At 31.8% G+C, this 17,857-nt stretch carries 14 protein-coding genes; 8 read left to right on the top strand and 6 right to left on the bottom strand.

Annotated features, from left to right (window positions below):
• Positions 1-91: 91 nt before the first annotated feature.
• Positions 92-868 (top strand): 6-phosphogluconolactonase, encoded by a 777-nt coding sequence (locus D3P13_RS10195; RefSeq protein ID WP_198680007.1) that lies wholly within the window; start codon positions 92-94, stop codon positions 866-868.
• Between the two features lie 90 nt (positions 869-958).
• A complete protein-coding gene (locus D3P13_RS10200; RefSeq protein ID WP_117882270.1) occupies positions 959-2,521 on the top strand; it encodes a family 20 glycosylhydrolase in 1,563 nt (520 codons plus the stop codon).
• A gap of 13 nt (positions 2,522-2,534) precedes the next feature.
• On the opposite strand, the gene D3P13_RS10205 is transcribed toward D3P13_RS10200, so the two are convergent.
• Positions 2,535-3,566 carry a LacI family DNA-binding transcriptional regulator gene (locus D3P13_RS10205; RefSeq protein WP_117881983.1) on the bottom strand — a complete coding sequence of 344 codons (1,032 nt, stop codon included), beginning with the start codon at positions 3,564-3,566 and terminating at the stop codon, positions 2,535-2,537.
• A 347-nt stretch (positions 3,567-3,913) separates the two neighbouring features.
• Between D3P13_RS10205 and D3P13_RS10210 the strand changes: the two genes are divergently transcribed.
• Genes D3P13_RS10210 through D3P13_RS10220 form a run of 3 tightly spaced genes read left to right on the top strand, consistent with a single transcriptional unit; the run spans position 3,914 to position 8,188 of the window.
• Positions 3,914-5,395 carry a sodium:solute symporter family protein gene (locus D3P13_RS10210; protein WP_117881985.1) on the top strand — a complete coding sequence of 494 codons (1,482 nt, stop codon included), beginning with the start codon at positions 3,914-3,916 and terminating at the stop codon, positions 5,393-5,395.
• A 3-nt stretch (positions 5,396-5,398) separates the two neighbouring features.
• The gene (locus tag D3P13_RS10215; RefSeq protein ID WP_117881987.1) at positions 5,399-6,556 is read left to right on the top strand and encodes an N-acetylglucosamine-6-phosphate deacetylase; all 1,158 of its coding nucleotides are present in this window, start codon (positions 5,399-5,401) and stop codon (positions 6,554-6,556) included.
• Between the two features lie 18 nt (positions 6,557-6,574).
• A complete protein-coding gene (locus tag D3P13_RS10220) occupies positions 6,575-8,188 on the top strand; it encodes a beta-N-acetylhexosaminidase (RefSeq protein ID WP_117881990.1) in 1,614 nt (537 codons plus the stop codon).
• A 221-nt stretch (positions 8,189-8,409) separates the two neighbouring features.
• Here D3P13_RS10220 and D3P13_RS10225 read toward each other — a convergent pair whose 3' ends face one another.
• Genes D3P13_RS10225 through kduI form a run of 3 tightly spaced genes read right to left on the bottom strand, consistent with a single transcriptional unit; the run spans position 8,410 to position 11,262 of the window.
• Positions 8,410-9,591, bottom strand: a complete 1,182-nt coding sequence (locus D3P13_RS10225; RefSeq protein ID WP_117881992.1) for a DUF4861 family protein — start codon at positions 9,589-9,591, stop codon at positions 8,410-8,412.
• A gap of 24 nt (positions 9,592-9,615) precedes the next feature.
• Positions 9,616-10,404, bottom strand: a complete 789-nt coding sequence (locus D3P13_RS10230) for a gluconate 5-dehydrogenase (RefSeq protein WP_117881994.1) — start codon at positions 10,402-10,404, stop codon at positions 9,616-9,618.
• 15 nt (positions 10,405-10,419) lie between these two features.
• Positions 10,420-11,262, bottom strand: a complete 843-nt coding sequence (gene kduI, locus D3P13_RS10235; RefSeq protein ID WP_117881996.1) for a 5-dehydro-4-deoxy-D-glucuronate isomerase — start codon at positions 11,260-11,262, stop codon at positions 10,420-10,422.
• Between the two features lie 117 nt (positions 11,263-11,379).
• Here kduI and D3P13_RS10240 point away from each other — a divergent pair, with 117 nt between their 5' ends.
• From D3P13_RS10240 to nagB, 3 genes are all read left to right on the top strand, one after another.
• Entirely contained in the window at positions 11,380-12,399 is a 1,020-nt protein-coding gene (locus D3P13_RS10240) for a LacI family DNA-binding transcriptional regulator (RefSeq protein WP_117881998.1), read from the top strand.
• Between the two features lie 107 nt (positions 12,400-12,506).
• Positions 12,507-13,574 (top strand): phosphotransferase enzyme family protein, encoded by a 1,068-nt coding sequence (locus D3P13_RS10245; RefSeq protein WP_117882271.1) that lies wholly within the window; start codon positions 12,507-12,509, stop codon positions 13,572-13,574.
• A gap of 36 nt (positions 13,575-13,610) precedes the next feature.
• Positions 13,611-15,539 carry a glucosamine-6-phosphate deaminase gene (gene nagB, locus D3P13_RS10250; protein ID WP_117882000.1) on the top strand — a complete coding sequence of 643 codons (1,929 nt, stop codon included), beginning with the start codon at positions 13,611-13,613 and terminating at the stop codon, positions 15,537-15,539.
• 88 nt (positions 15,540-15,627) lie between these two features.
• Here nagB and D3P13_RS10255 read toward each other — a convergent pair whose 3' ends face one another.
• Entirely contained in the window at positions 15,628-16,131 is a 504-nt protein-coding gene (locus D3P13_RS10255) for a hypothetical protein (protein WP_157972890.1), read from the bottom strand.
• Positions 16,132-16,398: 267 nt separating this feature from the next.
• Positions 16,399-17,853, bottom strand: a complete 1,455-nt coding sequence (locus tag D3P13_RS10260) for a DUF3570 domain-containing protein (RefSeq protein ID WP_117882004.1) — start codon at positions 17,851-17,853, stop codon at positions 16,399-16,401.
• Between the last annotated feature and the right edge of the window lie 4 nt (positions 17,854-17,857).

Below are 17,857 nucleotides of genomic sequence, written 5' to 3' on the forward strand. Positions count from 1 at the left end.
TAGTTGAGTTAGTAAATAAGGATTGAAACTCTTGTTAATTATATATTTTTTAATTAACAGAGTTTCTTTTAACCGAAACACTTAAAAGTAAATGAATAAGATAATGTCTGACCACAACCAAGATATTCATGTTTTTCCTAATAAAACAGCAACAGGTGTTGCTGCAGGTAAAGCCATAGAAACATGTATTGTAAAATTGCAAAGTACACAAACCAGTGTACGTATAATATTTGCTGCAGCTCCTTCACAAGATTCAATGCTAGCATATATAACCAATTCAAAATTAATTGATTGGAATAAAGTAACAGCGTTTAATATGGATGAGTATATTGGCTTAGAACCTGACTCACCAGAGTTATTTTCTTCATATCTCAACAAGAATTTGTTTTCAAAAATAAGTGTCAAAAACAAAAATACAATCAATGTTCATAATGGCATTTCTAATGAACTAAAGAGATATACAGATTTACTTTTAGATGCTTCTATAGATATTGTATGTTTAGGAATTGGAGAGAATGGTCATATTGCTTTTAATGATCCACCGGTAGCTGATTTTAATGATTCAGAAACAATTAAAGTGGTTAAATTAGACCGTGCATGTCGTGTACAACAGGTAAATGATGGCTGTTTTGATTCTATACAAAGTGTGCCTGAAAAAGCTATTACCTTAACAATTCCAACACTTTTAAAAGGTAAGCATTTGTTTTGTGTTGTTAATGGTTTAAACAAAAGTAACGCTGTAAAAGATACGTTGACTGGACCAATTACAACTTCATGTCCTGCCTCTATTCTTACAACACATGCTAATTGTAAATTTTATTTTGATAAAGACGCGTATCAAGAAACTTTAAAGCTTCAAAATATCTAGTTAAAATTACTATCTCAAAGAGATGTTTTAAAATAAATCAGTAAATTAAAACCCGTTATGAATTTTTCTATTTTTCAAAAAACGAACAAGATGAATTGTAAATATTTTTATAAGTTTTTATTACTGATATGCTTTGTTGCATTTGGATCTTCTCAGCTACTTGCACAAAAACAGGTACAAAAAGAAGCTGATAATTTCAAGGTTAAAGGGTTTCATTTAGATTTACGTATACAAGTAATGACTCCTACGGCTTTAATGGAATTTGCCGATGAGCTTTCTGAGTTAGGTATGAATACATTGGTATTAGAATGGGAAGGTACTTACCCGTTTGAAAAACATGCAACTATTTCTAATAAATACTCATATACAAGAGCTGAAGTAAAAAGTTTTATTTCACATTGTGAAGGCTTAGGAATTAAGGTTATTCCATTACAACAAACATTGGGGCATGTAGAATATATTTTACGTAATCCTAGATATAGTATTTTGAAGGAAGACCGCAAAGATATTTCTCAGTTATGCCCAATGGAAATTTCTGATAATAAAGCCTTGTTTACCGACTTATTTACTGATTTAGCAAACATGCATAATTCAGATTATATACATATTGGTGGTGATGAAACCTATTTATTGGGACATTGTGAAAAATGTAAAAAGAAAGTCGCAAAAGAAGGTAAATCAAAATTGTTTGTTGATCATATGAAAATGATAGCAGACATTGTGATCTCATTAGGTAAGAAACCGGTGATGTGGGCAGATATTATTTTAAAATATCCTGAAGCGGCTGCAGATTTACCGAAAGAAACCATTTTTGTGGATTGGAATTATGGTTGGAAAATTAATCATTTTGGAGATATTCCAAACCTTCAAAAATTAGGTTTTACTTTTTGGGGATCACCTGCAATACGATCTCATCCAGACAATTGGTTTATTACCGATTGGGCTACCCATTTTAAAAATCAAAAGGAATTTATTCCCTATGCTAGAAAAGCGAACTATGAAGGTATCATTATGACTTCTTGGTCTACATCTGGAGTATACGGTTTTACTTGGGATGTTAACTATGATGTTGTTGACATGGTTCAAATTAGAAACACCTATCCCCTCTCTGGATTCAATATTTTAATTCAAAGTTATACCGAAGCACTTGAATCAAAAGATGCTATTGATCCACAAACCTTTGTTTTAAAATATGCAAAAAAACAGTTTGGTTTAAAAAAACAAGATGCTCAAAAATTATCTGAATTTATATTTTTTCCTAAAGAGTTAATCACAAATGGAAAACCTGATAAAAGTTCAAGTATTGCCGTTATGAAAAATGATTACGGTAAAGTTAGGGACCAATTAATCCTAATAAATCCTAAGAAAAACAAAGAGGAATTTGACCATTATAAATTAATGGCAGATTTAAGAATGCATTACTTAAATTTTAAGGAAGTAGAATCTTCATATAACTCTGTTAATTTTGTCAGATCGCAAACCCCCAAACTACTTGAAGACTTAAATAAAATACTAGAAAATGCAAAAGGATTAGACAAAAGATTCCTTGCTCTCAACAAAGGTTTTCTTTATGATGCTGAAATAAATGAGCAAAACTTTTTACGAACTCAACAAATGCACGCCTTACATGATCGATTAGCAAAATTAAAATAGAAGCTATGCGTCACTAAGCATCTGACAATTGGGTAGATTCCCTAACAATTAAATCTGTTCTTAACGTAATAGACTCTGAATTTATAAATTCATCCTTATCTTCAATATGACGAATTAATAATTTTGCAGAAGACTCACCCATTTGAAAAGCACAATCGTTAATGGTTGTTAAATTAGGTTCAATAATTTTAGAAATAGGATAGTTACTAAACCCAACAATGGCAACATCTTGAGGGATTCTTATACCATGCTTTCTAAAAACTTGAATAACACTAACTGCGGTGTAGTCATTTGCACAAAAAACACCATCTGGTAATTCTGAAAATTCTAAATACTTTTTAGCACAAATAACACCCTCTTCATAACCCAATTGTTTTGTATACAATATTAAATCTTCGTTTACGGGTAGTTTATATTTTTGAAGTGCTGCTTTGAACCCTTCTAAACGTGCTTTAAATATATCAGTTTTTTGACTTCCAGCAATATGACCTATTCTTTTACATCCTTTTTTAATAAGATGTTCTGTTGCCGTAAAAGCGGATTCAAAATCGTTGATTACTATTTTGTTTGCATCAAAATCTGTAGGTACTCTATCGTAAAAAACCATAGGCACTCCTAGTTTATCAAATTTTTTAAAATGATCACACTTTTCAGTTTCAATACTTAAGCAGATAATAATACCATCTACCATTCTATTCTGTAATATCTTGGCGATTTCCTTTTCCCGCTTAAGAGAATCTTTTGATTGAAAAATAGTAACGTTATAACCATTTTTATATGCAAAATCTTCAATTCCACTTATAACTAATGAATGAAAATGAATATCTATTCTAGGTACTATTATACCGATAGATTTGGTTTTTTTTGTTCTAAAACTTGAAGCAATTGAATTGGGAATAAAACCCAGCTCTTCCGCCTTTCGTTGCACCTTTTTTTTAGTTGCATCACTAATAGCTGGATGGTTATCTAATGCTCGTGAAATTGTCGATGCAGATAAATTTAAATCTTTAGCTAAGTCTTTTAATGTAATTCTCTTATTCTTCATAATAAAACACAAACGTTTGCATTTAACAGATTCATATCTCGTGAAAATTATAATACTCAAAAGATTTAAATCCGTATTGAAAAGCTCAATAAAATGTTCACTTATGCAAGCTAATAAAAAATATAAACAAAAACTTCATTAAAAGAAAATTAGTTATGCAAACGTTTGCATAAAAATTAAAATTGTTTTATGTTTGTTGAAAACGAAGATAAAGTTAGTTTTATAATTCAAAATAATTTTACTCAAAAAAAAGTAATTCTCTATCAAAACAATAGTTAAGCGTATAGATTTACAACATATTATATAATGACATCTTTTTAATTAATTTACATAAAAAATAGACTTAAATGCAACTACTAGATTGGTTAGTTTTATCATGTTATTTTATAATGCTTATCTCCATTGGCTTGTGGGCATATTCACGAGTAAAAAGCTCTGCTGATTTTTATACTGCCGGCGGTAAACTACCTTGGTGGTTGTCTGGTATTTCTCATCACGTTTCAGGTTATAGTGGAGCCGTTTTTGTTGCCTATGCAGGTATTGCATATACCCACGGATTCACGCTATATGTTTGGTGGGCTTTTACAGTTTCCATTGCTACATTGTTGGCCGCCTTTTATATTGCACCCAAATGGGCAAGACTAAGAAAATATGCAAACATACAATCGCCTACCGAATATCTCTTAGTGAGATACAATGTACAAACGCAACAACTTATTGCTTGGGTTGGGTCTATTATAAAAGTTTTTGATACCGGTGGTAAGCTAGCAGCTATAGCCGTATTACTAAATGTATTTAGTGGAACTTCCATTTCTTTCGGAATCGTACTGGTTGGTATAGTTTCACTTGTTTATATTACAATTGGAGGCTTATGGGCAGATGTTTGGAACGATTTTGCTCAATTTATTGTGCAACTTCTGGCTGGAATAACCATGTTCGTAATCATTTTAATGAATTTAGACGATGGTGCTTCTAGTATATTTACCATGTGGGATAAACTGCCTGAAGGAAATGCAGATTTCTTTAATGATCCATACACAATAGCATTTGCTTTTACCATGTTACTCATTAATTTTTTCAGTTATAGTGGTGGTACCTGGAATTTAGCTACCAGATTTATATCTTCATCTTCTGCAACTGTAGCTAAAAAAGCAGGTATTTTATCTGCCATCTTATACCTTATTTGGCCTTTAATTCTTCTATTCCCTATGTTTGCGGCTCCTCTATTTTTTGACAATCTAGAAGATCCAACTTTATCATACGGATTAATGGCTCTAAAATTTTTACCTGCCGGTTTATTAGGTCTTGTACTTGCTTCAATGTTTGCAAATACACTCTCAATGACCTCGTCAGATTCTAATACCATATCTTCTGTTATTTGTAGAGATATTTTACCTAAATTGTTTCCAAAATTCCGAAACCTCTCTAAAAGCAGGGAGTTAAGATTAGCAAGAATAACTACCTTTTGTTTTACATTAATTACAATTATTGTAGGATTAAATGCAAGTAAATTTGGAGGCGTTTTCGGATTAATAGTTACTTGGTTTGCGGCTTTATTAGGACCAATGTCTGTTCCAATGATTCTTGGACTTCTACCTATGTTTCAAAAAAGCGGAAGCAAAGCGGCTATTGGTTCCATAATTGGTGGTTTAGCCGTTTTTGCTTTATTAAAAGTTGTTGAACAAAAATCACTCGCTCTTGAGTTGGGTGCTCCTATTTTGGCTTCCTTAATACTTTTTATTGTAATTGGTCTTTTTAATAAAGAAGCTGTGCCGCAAAAAGTAAAAGATTTACATTCCAACTTAATTAAAGGTTCAAAAAACGGATAAATTATGACGATTGAAGCATTAGATTATAGAACGAACAAACCTATTAGTGTCCATATAAAAAATGGATATATAGATAATATAGCAGCATATAATGAGCAATTAGTCACACCATATTACATTGCCCCTGGCTTAGTTGATCTACAAATTAATGGCTTCAAAGGGATCGACTTAAATACAATAGGATTAACTATTGCTGATCTTAAAACATTAACGCAAATTCTCCTTGAAAAAGGAATTACCACCTACTACCCTACTGTAATTAGTAATAGTGATATCGCTACGGAATCACTACTAAAAGTTATAGCAAAGGCTTGTGACAGTTTTACTAATGTAAATGCATGTGTTGGTGGTATCCATCTAGAAGGTCCATTTTTATCTATTGAAGATGGTCCTAGAGGTGCACATTCAAAGGAGTTTATAAAAGCTCCAGACTGGGACTTATTTTCTAAATGGCAAAAAACTTCAGGTAATAGAATTAAAATTATCACATTATCACCTGAATGGCCAGAATCCATTACTTTTATTAAAAAATGTGTAGAAGCTGGAATTATTGTTTCTATTGGACATACTGCTGCTACTACTCAACAAATAAATGATGCTATTGAAGCAGGTGCAAGCATGTCTACACATTTAGGCAATGCTTCACACGCTATGTTGCCTCGTCATTCAAATTATGTCATGGAACAATTGGCCTCAGACAAACTCTGGTCGTCACTAATTGCCGATGGTTTTCATTTGCCAGATTCACTTTTAAAAATCTTTATAAAAACCAAACCTAATAAAAGTATATTGGTAAGTGACGCTACATCTTATGCAGGCCTTTTACCGGGAACGTATAAGGCTCATATTGGTGGTGACGTTGAACTAGACTCTAACGGTAGATTGTTTATGAAAAACAGTCCAAAAATGCTTGCAGGTTCAGCCCAATCTTTACTTTGGTGTGTTAACCAATTAATAAAGAAAAATATCTTATCCTTACATGAAGCTTGGAATATGGCCTCAATAAAACCAACCGAGTGTTTGTTTGGTAATTCTACAAATTACTTACAAATAGAACACCCAGCAGATCTTGTTATTTTTAAAAAAGAAGGTGACTCTTTAAAGATTATAAAAACCATTAAATCTGGAAAACTGGTTTTTTCTAATTCTGATTTTAACTAAATATCCTACCTGAAAAATATGAATACTTTTAAAAAAATAAAATTTATCACTGCATTATTGCTTCTTTTTATTGGTACATTAAATGCTCAAATAAATATTATTCCTCGTCCGATGGAAATATCAATTGGAGAAGGGTCTTTCATTTTAACAAGTAAAACTAAAATTGTATTTGATAAAGACAGTAAAAGCTCAGCATTATTACTATCCTCCATTCTTGAAAAAGGTTTTCATAAAAAACCTAAGCTTAAAGAAAAAGGTAATGGTATTCAATTAATAATAAACCCAAAACTTGAAAAAGAATTAGGTAAGGAAGGGTATCACTTAAAATCAACAACTAAAAACATTCAGATTGAAAGTGCTACAAATACTGGGTTGTTTTACGGAATTCAATCTTTTAGACAATTATTACCCAGTAACTTTGAAACCGTTAAATTTCAAAATAAAGCTGTTGCAATACCTGTTGCAGAAATAAAAGATAAGCCCCGTTTTCCTTGGAGAGCTTTTATGTTAGACGAGTCACGTCATTTTAAAGGCTCTGACCCTGTTAAAAAATTACTCGATCAAATGGCCCTTATAAAAATGAATGTTTTTCATTGGCATTTAACAGATGATCAGGGCTGGAGAATTGAAATAAAAAAATATCCAAATTTAACCAAAATCGGGAGTCATAGAAATGACACTCAATTAAGCCGAAAAAGCCCAGAAAGAGTTGGTAAACCGCATGATGGTTTTTATACTCAAGAACAAATTAAAGACATCATTAAATATGCTGAACAAAGACATATTAAAATTATCCCTGAAATTGAAATGCCGGGACATGCTACCGCAGCTATTGCAGCATATCCTTGGCTTGGAATTTTAGGAACAACAATGGAAGTTTCTGAAGAATTTGGTAAAATGGATGATTCTTTCAATTTAGCAGACCCTAAAGTAAATGAATTCTTGAAAGATGTATTAACAGAAGTCTTTGACCTTTTTCCAAGTAATATCGTCCATATTGGCGGTGATGAAGTGAGATTTGAAACTTGGAAGAAATCAAAAGACATCCAAGATAAAATTAAAAAAGAAGGATTAATATCTCCTGCCGATCTTCAAATATTTTTTACAAACCAAATTTCGAAATTCATCGAAAAAAATGACCATCGAATGATGGGATGGAATGAAATACTCGGTGATAATGTACATGAATGGGATAAAGATAATAACATGGAAGTTAAAGAAAAACTGTCTAAAACGGCTATTATTCATTTTTGGAAAGGAAGCCTAGAGTTGGTCAATAAAGCAGTTACCAATGGACATGAAGTGGTAAACTCTTTGCATTCGATGACTTATCTTGATTATAATTATAAATCTATACCACTCTCAAAAGCATATTCATTTGACCCTATCCCTGAAGGCTTAGATGCTAAATACAATAACAACATATTAGGTTTAGGCTGTCAAATGTGGAGTGAATGGATACCTACTGAAAAACAAATGGAATATCAAATATACCCTAGAATAGCAGCATATGCTGAAGTGGGTTGGACACAAAAAGCCAATAAAAATTATAAAAATTTTACGCAAGCTTTAATTCAACTTAAAGAAAGATGGCATCAATCGGGTATAAATTATAATGAAGGATTAGATTAGTAATTTTCACTAATTAAGAAATAGTAATTTTATTAAAAAAGATTGACTAACATAAAAGAAGAACTCTCATACGCTTAACAATTATATATAAACAAGTTCTTGAAATCTAAATAATAGATGATACTGTTCAATTTAAGAATAAAAAACCTAGACGAAAGTCTAGGTTTTTTATTTTAATAATTCTTGAAATGATCTCTAAAGATAATTTCTTTATTCAATGTTTATTTGGCTAACTGAACCTCAACTTCTAAAGGGTTATTTATTTGCTTAGCAAAAGTGTCTAAATAACTCTCCCACTCTTGTTTCGTTTTAAATTGACCACTTTTTTTCCAACCAAAACCTGAATAATAAACCACTTCATTATTAGTTACTTTAAGTTCTGCATAAGCATTACTTTCATCAATTAAATCTGTGTCATATTTTTCGTAACCAAGAAAGGTGCTTTTAGGAGCAACAATTGCAGTACCTATTTCAGAATCACCATGAGGTTCCCAATAACTTACCCAGCCATTATCAGTATTACCTGCAACAACACCATCTTTTTCATGAAGTGTTAAACCTACTGAAACCGTATCAATACCTTCTAAAGAAATAGTGAATTTTGAAAAATTATTACCCAAATCTAAACTAATAACTTTAGATTCTTTTATCGATTTTCCTGCAGCATTCCAGGTAGCAACCTCCAAATAAAAACTCGTTCTAATTGGACCTGTAGTAATAGTACGCCATTTTGTATAATTCTTAGAGTAATAATAGGTGCTATCAATTTTAGCAGCAATACCACCAACACCACGACTGACACCTACATGAAAATTATCTAAACCTTCACCAGTATCTACATGATAAGACCCTTCCGTCTCAAGATCTTTCTTATACCATTTGTTAATAATTGGATATTCTACTCTTTTTAACCATGCGTCTACACCACTAGAAAGTGTACCTCCAGGCACATTATCTTCAATCATTTTTTGTGCCGTAGGACCGTAAACTCGAAAGGCAACTCTGTCGTTTTCCCAAGCATAATCATCTGTTCTTTCTGGTACAAAGCGAGAGTAACAAAGTTCTTCTGCTGTTGGTTTTTCAGCTTCAGTCACTTTTACAATTTCATATGTATTTTCAGTATTAGCCATTACTTTTGGCTGAAACAACACATCATCCATTGTTCCGTCCCCATCATTATCTACCAATTGCGTAACTTGAAGCTCTCCTGTTTTTACATCTTTAATACCAACAGTATTAAGATCTTCAACACCCAATTCAGATTTATTTAATGCAATAGTTTCAATAGACCTATCAATTTCTAACGTATTTTTTACTACAACACTGGTTACCTTCTCCTTTTCCGAGCAAGATGCAAGCACTACTAAAGACAATGAAAAAATAAATAATCGGATAGTTTTCATAATTGATTGTGATTTTAAATGATATTATTCGTTAGCAGGTTTACCAATAGTAGCTAAAATACCACCATCAACATAAACCACATGCCCATTGACAAAGTCACTTGCTTTTGAACTTAAAAAGATAGCCGTTCCTTGTAAATCTTCAGGATCTCCCCATCTTGCCGCTGGTGTTCTTTTTATGATAAACTCGTTAAACGGATGTCCATCAACTCTAATTGGAGCTGTTTGGCTTGTTGCAAAATATCCCGGACCAATACCATTTGTCTGAATATTAAACTTTGCCCATTCCGTAGCCATACTCTTAGTCAGCATTTTCAATCCACCTTTGGCAGCTGCATATGCACTAACAGTATCTCTACCTAGCTCACTCATCATAGAACAAATATTTATAATTTTTCCACCACCTCTTTTTATCATTCCTTTAGCTACATGCTTAGAAACAATAAACGGACCTATTAAATCTACATTAATTACGGCCTCAAAATCTACAACTTCCATATCAACTATGGGTGTTCTTTTAATAATACCGGCATTGTTCACCAAAATATCTATAGGACCAACTTCAGCTTCTATCTTTGAAACAGCTTCCATAACGGCCTTTTCATTAGTGACATCAAATACATAACCATAGGCATTTAAACCACATGATTTATATTCAGCAACGGCCTCTTCTAATGAATCTTTTGAATGATTGTTTACTACAATTGTAGCTCCTGCTTGTCCTAATCCCTTAGCCATTGCCATCCCTAAACCGTGAACGGCACCTGTGACTAAAGCTACTTTTCCTGTTAAATCAAATAAGTTAATTGACATAATGTATTTTTATGATTATTTTAATTCGTTTATTTTACAATGATCCATGTCGCCATAATCTAGATTTTCACCAGCCATTCCCCAAATAAAAGTATAGCTACTTGTACCTGATCCTGAATGAATAGACCATGGTGGAGAAATTACAGCTTCATTATTCCCAATCCAAATATGTCTTGTTTCTTGAGGTTGCCCCATAAAATGACATACCGCTTGATCTTCTGGAACTTCAAAATAAAAATAAACTTCCATTCTTCTGTCATGTACATGAGCTGGCATCGTATTCCAAGAACTTCCTGATTTTAAAGTAGTCATTCCCATTTGTAACTGACAAACATCTACAACACTATTTACAATATATTTTCTTAAAGTTCGTGCATTTGCAGTTTCAGGAGCACCTAATTCTACTACTTCAACATCCTTAATGCCTATTTTTTTATTTGGAAATGCTTTGTGTGCAGGTGTTGAATTTAAATAAAACTTAGCTGGATTTTCAACTGATTTACTTGAAAAGATAACCTCTTTATTTCCTTGACCAACATACAGAGCTTCTTTGTTATCTAACTCATATACTATTCCGTCAACAGTTACTGTTCCTGCTGCACCAATATTTATAATTCCTAATTCTCTTCTTGCTAGAAAATAATCAGCTTTTAACGCATCAATAACTTCTAATTTTAAAGGAGCTACAGTTGGAACTGCACTTCCTGTAATAAATCTATCATAATGAGAATATACTAACTCTATCTTATCCGCCTGCATTAAATTGTCAATTAAAAACTCTTCTCTTAATCTAGTAGTGTCATAAGATTTAACATCTTGCGGTGATGCTGCATACCTCGTTGTGTATTGTGTTTTCATTTTTATATAATTTGATTGTTATGCAAACATACAAAAAATCAATCAAAAATACAATCGATTGTATTTTTAATTATTGTTACATTTGTTATATCTTTAACCGAGAAAGATTAATTCTAGATGAATATAAATAAAGTCACAATACATGATATCGCAAAAGCTTTGGACATTAATAGTTCTACTGTTTCAAGAGCCTTAAATGACAGCCCTAGGGTGACCAAAAAAACAAAAGATAAAATTCTAAAAGTAGCCCAAGAAATGGGCTATCAACGTAATCTCTTAGCCTCAAATTTACGTAAAAACGTAACTAACACCATTGGTGTTGTTGTACCTAGAATATCACGTCATTTTTTTTCTTCTGTAATTCAAGGTGTCGAAGAAACGGCATACCAAGCCGGATTCAGTGTTATCATATGTCAATCATTAGAACAATTAGAAAGAGAAAAAAACATCTTAGAAACCTTAGCTGCTAATAGAGTAGATGGCGTATTGATTTCAATTTCAATGGAAACAATGGACTATGAGCATTTAGAAGGTTTAAAAAATAGAGGAATTCCTTTGGTTTTTTTTGATAGACATTGTAATATTCCAGGTACTAACAATGTACTTATTGATGATTTTAAGGGCGGGTATGATGCCACTCAGCATTTAATTACAAAAGGGTGTAAAAATATTGTACATTTTTCGGGGCCTCAAGAACTCGAAATTTACAAGAACCGTTTTAGAGGCTACAAAGAAGCTCTTAAGAAAAATGGAATTGCGTTTAGAGATGAATATTTAATAAGCTCAAGATTAATGGAGCAAGATGGCATTGATAATATTAAAAAATTGTTAGATAAAGGTATCGTTTTTGATGCCATATTTTCTGCAAATGATGTTGCTGCTATAGGGGCAATAAAATGTTTAATTGAGAATAAAATGAAAATACCAGAGGACGTAGCCATTGTAGGGTTTAGCAATGAACCTATTTCAACTGTTATCAATCCCACCTTAACAACTATTAACCAACCCGGATTTGAAATGGGAAAAGCGGCAACAGATTTATTAATAAAAAATATAAAAGATGAAAATAGTCTTTTACAGGAGGAAACGATAATAATGGAATCTAATTTAATAGAACGACAATCATCACAAAAATAAATTATAAATTTGAACAGGGTAATTTCTAGTCTAATATAATACTGATTAAACAAAGGTATTTTTAATAAAAAAAAAAACGGATGGTTATCCAAACAAATTATAATTATATGATAGTAGAAAAAATAAAAAACACCTTCGAACAATTTCAACATAATGGCGAATTTCAATCTTTTAAAGAATTAGCATCTGGTCACATCAATGATACTTATTTAGTGATAACTAAAGATAAGCCATATTTTGTTTTACAACGTATTAATCATGGTGTTTTTAAAGATGTTCCAGGTCTTATTGAAAACAAAGTTGCCGTTAGTAATCATATTCAAGAAAAATTAAAAGACCTTTCTTCAAAAAAACGTAAACGTCGTGTTCTTACTTTTGCAAAAACTAAAACAGGAAGCTCTTACCTAAAAGATGACGGAGGAAATTTCTGGAACTTGATGTATTTTATCGACAACAGCGTAACTCATGAAATAGTTACTAATAAAGAAATAGCCTATGAAGGCGGGCGTTTACTGGGAAAATTTCTGACACTCACTAGTGACTTTGATCCTTCAAAATTAGTGGAAGTCATTCCGAAATTTCATGACATGTCCTTTCGCTATGAACAATTTAACGACGCTCTTAAAATAGCTTCATCAGAAAGATTAGAAAAGGCCAAAAAATATATAAAACTTGTTGAAGATTTAAAAGAAGAAATGCATGTTATTCAGAAGCTGAAAGAATCTGGAGAAATTAAGCTAAGAGTTACTCATAATGATACAAAAATATCAAATGCTTTGTTTAATAAAAAAAATAAAGGGTTATGCCTTATAGATACAGATACAGTAATGTCAGGTATTGTACATTATGACTTTGGAGATGCAATCAGAACCATTTGTAATACGGCTGCTGAAGATGAAACTAACTTAGAACTTGTTACGTTTAATATGGACTATTATAATGCTTATAAAAAAGGCTTTTTAAAACAAATGAAAGCTTCTTTATCTGCCATAGAATTACGATATTTGCCTTTAAGTGCCAAGACTATGATGTTTATAATGGGCTTACGTTTTTTAACAGATTATCTAAATAATGATATCTATTATAAAACAAAATATCCCGAGCATAATTTAGATCGTGCTAAAAATCAATTTAAACTCATTCAAAGTTTCACTGAAAAAACAGAACAGTTATAAAACTAAAATTAATCTCTAAAAACAACCCACATTATTATGTTAAAAAGTAGTATTGACAAAGCAACAGGATTCGAAAAAAGATTTGAAAACATAGGCACCGTTGTTTACGAGAATTCTACTACTGCCTCTAAGGCAGTTGCTCAAGAAATAGCAGATCTTATTCGTGTTAAACAAGCTCAAAAGCAACCTTGTATTTTAGGACTAGCAACAGGATCTTCACCAAAAAGTTTATATGCAGAATTGGTACGTTTACATAAAGAAGAGGGCTTAAGTTTTAAAAATGTCGTTTCATTTAATTTAGATGAATACTACCCAATGGAGCCTGATGCTGTAAATAGCTATGTTCGTTTTATGAAAGAGCAGTTATTTAACCATGTAGATATTTTACCAGAAAATCATCATGTTCCAGATGGTACCTTGTCTAAAGCTGAAATTGCTAATTATTGTGATCAATATGAAAATAAAATTGAAGCATTAGGTGGTCTTGATTTACAAATTTTAGGTATTGGTGGTAATGGGCACATCGGTTTTAACGAATCTGGATCGCTACAGAATTCTAAAACACGTTTGGTTGCCTTAGACCATATTACAAGAGTTGCTGCTAGTGGTGATTTTTCAGGATTAGAAAACACACCTAGAACTGCAATTACACTAGGTGTTAAAAAAATAATGGAGGCCAAAAGAGTGATTCTTTTAGCTTGGGGTGAGAGAAAATCTAACATTATAAAAGCTTCTACCGAAAGTGAAGTAACCAGCAGTGTACCTGCATCATTTTTGCAAGAACATGATAACGCTACTTTTGTTTTAGATAAAGAAGCGGCTTCAAAATTAACAAGAATTAATACGCCTTGGTTAGTTGAAAAAATTGTTTGGACAGATAGACTGATCAGAAAAGCAGTATTGAGTCTAGCTCTTTACTTAAAGAAACCAATTTTAATGTTAACTGATGCCGATTATATAGAGAATGGTATGAGTGATTTATTAGCAGATTCTGGTCCGGCATACGATATCAACATTAAAATATTTAATAAATTACAAAACACCATTACAGGATGGCCAGGTGGTAAACCCAATGCAGATGATAGTAAAAGACCTGAACGTGCTGAACCAGCAAAAAAACGTGTGCTAATTTTTAGTCCACACCCTGATGATGATATTATTAGTATGGGTGGCACATTTAAAAGATTACATGAGCAAGGACACGAAGTTCATGTAGGTTATCAAACCTCAGGTAATATTGCTGTTGCAGATGATGAGGCATTGCGTTTTGCTCGCTTTGTATGCGATTATAACGACAAATTTAAAATTGAAAATAAAGAGGCAGAAAATATTTATAAAAAAGCAGCTGAATTTTTAAAAAACAAGAAATCAAGTGAAATAGACACGCCAGAAGTAAGATATATAAAAGGGATCATTAGAAAAGGTGAGGCAAGAGCGACTTGTCATTTCATTGGTATTCCAGATGAGCAAATTCATTTTATGGAATTGCCTTTTTACGAAACAGGTACTATAGAAAAAAACCCATTAGGCAAAGCTGACATCAAGATTACTCATGATTTAATTGAAAAAATTAAACCTCATCAAATATATGCAGCTGGTGATTTAGCAGATCCACACGGTACTCATAAAGTATGTTTAGATTCTGTTTTTGCTGCCTTAAAAGAATTAAAACCTAAAAAATTCATGGAAGATTGCTGGGTTTGGTTATATAGAGGAGCATGGCAAGAATGGGGTATTGACGAGATAGAAATGGCAGTACCAATGGGACCAGACCAAGTATTAGAAAAACGTAAAGGTATCTTTAAACATCAATCTCAAAAAGATGGTGTCGTTTTTCAAGGGGCAGACAGTAGAGAATTTTGGCAACGTGCAGAAGATAGGAATAAAGAGACCGCTAGTTTATATGATGTTCTTGGATTGTCACATTACGCTGCTATGGAAGCATTTGTTAGATATCATTTTTAACATGATTATGACAAGTAATTTATAGCTAATTATTAAAATACAAATAACAAAAAGTATTGTAGAGTTATATATTTAGAAATATATAACTCTACTTTCTTTTATAAATATTCTTTACATAAGGCCTCCAGGTTTTACCATTATTCTTTGTGTAACCCACAATCAATTCGTTTTCAGTTTCTGAAAGGGGCTTATAAATCAATTTGAAAGAAACTTCTTCTCCCACTTTATCTTTGACTTTAGTCTCTGATTCTAAGTTCGTAAATATTAAGCTTTCATTATCAAATTCGCCTTTATATATTTCTATACTACCCACAGGAATATCCAACGATAATAAACGAAATGCTTTGTCACATTCATCACTACCAATGGTATTGGTTAAATTAATAACGTAATTTTCTTTATTTAACTTTACTTTTTCAGTAATAAAGGTATCCTCGATTACAAATTCAGAATTTCCTTCCCCTGACTTCACCCAACCTTTTGTAGGTATGTAACTAAAAACATCAATGCTATAACTACCTACTAAAAAATTAATAGTACTAAATCTATTAGATATTGCCTCTTCAGTAATAGTTGGCATGTATGATAGCATAATTGGATTTTTGATTAATAAACTCTTCTATGTATTATAGACGATGAAAATTGTAATGTGTTACAAACTTTAACATTTGATTCTATAATATTCTATGTAAGAACAAAATAAACTATGTGTAATAAAAAAGACTTAAATTGCTATTATTCTCATATTTACGAGGTGTTATTCATTATTCTAATCAATAAAAGCAATTATTAATATGAATTTTATTTATAATATAAAACTCAACAAACACTAATAAAACACTTGAAGACCAAAACTATTTTAATCCATTACAAATTTAAAACCTGCTGAAATTATACCAGATTGTAAACCCGTATTTCTTTCGTAATAACTATATCTCAAATCAATAGTTTTTAATCCAAATTTTTGAATTTTTAGTTTCGTGAAAATATCTGTGTATTTAATTCCGAAACTATACTGATTCGCATTAAACTCGGACAAATCATAATCAGAAGTATAATAAGCTTGTGTAGAAAAATGCTCTTCATACGGAGCAAAATAATCTGCTGCTGTTTGATTATAAAATCTATATGCAGGGTATAACGTAAACTTATCTCCAATTTTTATAGGCAACTCAATACTAGCCGTGTGAGATGAAACACCCCAATCATCAGAATAATACCGGTAATAGGTTCGTACTGTTAAAAATTCGTTTAAGTAATAATTAAAACGCATTCCTATTGGGGTTTTAAATCGTGAATTGGGCAATCTTTCAATATCATCTGCCAACTGAAAAACATCTTTATTTGATTTAGATGTATAATTATCTATACTATTAGCATTTCCAATATAATAATTGGCTCTATCACCAAAATAAACACGTTGCATTGGATTTGAAAGCCATCCTTCTTGCTTAACCACATCTACAAACAATGATAATTGAGCATTTTTACTTAAAATTTGAGAAAAGCTTAATGACAGTGAGTAGGTATTTCGTTTATCATCATCAACTAAAGTAGTGTTAAAAGCACTCCAACTATTCGTACTATTTTTATCAATAATATCACCAGATTGATCTAAAATATCAATATTTGAGAAAAAACCACTATTTAAATTTTGATTTGCCTCATTATAAGAATCTATTTCAGTTGGATATACAGGTTTCCATTTATCGAAAAATGCATTTGCTTTAATACTAATCTCCGTATTTTTTTCATTAAAAAGTAGTGCATAACTGCCCCCAAACCCAATAGAAGTGTAATCATATTCTTTAGCTAAGCTAACATTAGCTCCCCAAATTTTATTTCTATCATCAGAGCTGTGACTATAACTTGCATTTACATTAATCCATGTGTCTTTTTGAGAAGCCCCTGACGAAGCTACCCACGGGCTACCATTCGCCTCTGTTGGAAAATCATCATCATCATCATCGTCGTCGTCATCTCCTCCTTGGGAGGCTCCAGAACTATCAAAAGGATCTAAGTTACTCGATGAAGCCGACGTATAAGCTGAGATTCCAGCATCGATAATCAACACATCGTCATCATTTAAGGGTATTGAAATTGTAATAGTTGGTGTAAAATCAGTCAATTCCTCAGTACCAATACCACCAGTAACTGCAGCATTATCACCATCTTGACTATAATAACTAGATAAAATATCTACTTCTACATTTTCTAACACTCTCTTTTTATAGGAAGTTTCTGGAGTTTTTTCTTGAGCAAAAACCAAAAAGGATGCAAAGCAACTGACAACTACTAAAACTAATTTTTTCATAAAC

It is taken from the genome of Aureibaculum luteum, from assembly GCF_003449015.1.
GTDB lineage: Bacteria > Bacteroidota > Bacteroidia > Flavobacteriales > Flavobacteriaceae > Aureibaculum > Aureibaculum luteum.

Excerpts from the sequence above, each read along its gene's own strand:
- D3P13_RS10195 (WP_198680007.1), top strand. The coding sequence starts at position 92 with ATGAATAAGATAATGTCTGACCACAACCAAGATATTCATGTTTTTCCT.
- D3P13_RS10200 (WP_117882270.1), top strand. The coding sequence starts at position 959 with ATGAATTGTAAATATTTTTATAAGTTTTTATTACTGATATGCTTTGTT.
- D3P13_RS10205 (WP_117881983.1), bottom strand. The coding sequence starts at position 3,566 with ATGAAGAATAAGAGAATTACATTAAAAGACTTAGCTAAAGATTTAAAT.
- D3P13_RS10210 (WP_117881985.1), top strand. The coding sequence starts at position 3,914 with ATGCAACTACTAGATTGGTTAGTTTTATCATGTTATTTTATAATGCTT.
- D3P13_RS10215 (WP_117881987.1), top strand. The coding sequence starts at position 5,399 with ATGACGATTGAAGCATTAGATTATAGAACGAACAAACCTATTAGTGTC.
- D3P13_RS10220 (WP_117881990.1), top strand. The coding sequence starts at position 6,575 with ATGAATACTTTTAAAAAAATAAAATTTATCACTGCATTATTGCTTCTT.
- D3P13_RS10225 (WP_117881992.1), bottom strand. The coding sequence starts at position 9,591 with ATGAAAACTATCCGATTATTTATTTTTTCATTGTCTTTAGTAGTGCTT.
- D3P13_RS10230 (WP_117881994.1), bottom strand. The coding sequence starts at position 10,404 with ATGTCAATTAACTTATTTGATTTAACAGGAAAAGTAGCTTTAGTCACA.
- kduI (WP_117881996.1), bottom strand. The coding sequence starts at position 11,262 with ATGAAAACACAATACACAACGAGGTATGCAGCATCACCGCAAGATGTT.
- D3P13_RS10240 (WP_117881998.1), top strand. The coding sequence starts at position 11,380 with ATGAATATAAATAAAGTCACAATACATGATATCGCAAAAGCTTTGGAC.
- D3P13_RS10245 (WP_117882271.1), top strand. The coding sequence starts at position 12,507 with ATGATAGTAGAAAAAATAAAAAACACCTTCGAACAATTTCAACATAAT.
- nagB (WP_117882000.1), top strand. The coding sequence starts at position 13,611 with ATGTTAAAAAGTAGTATTGACAAAGCAACAGGATTCGAAAAAAGATTT.
- D3P13_RS10255 (WP_157972890.1), bottom strand. The coding sequence starts at position 16,131 with ATGCTATCATACATGCCAACTATTACTGAAGAGGCAATATCTAATAGA.
- D3P13_RS10260 (WP_117882004.1), bottom strand. The coding sequence starts at position 17,853 with ATGAAAAAATTAGTTTTAGTAGTTGTCAGTTGCTTTGCATCCTTTTTG.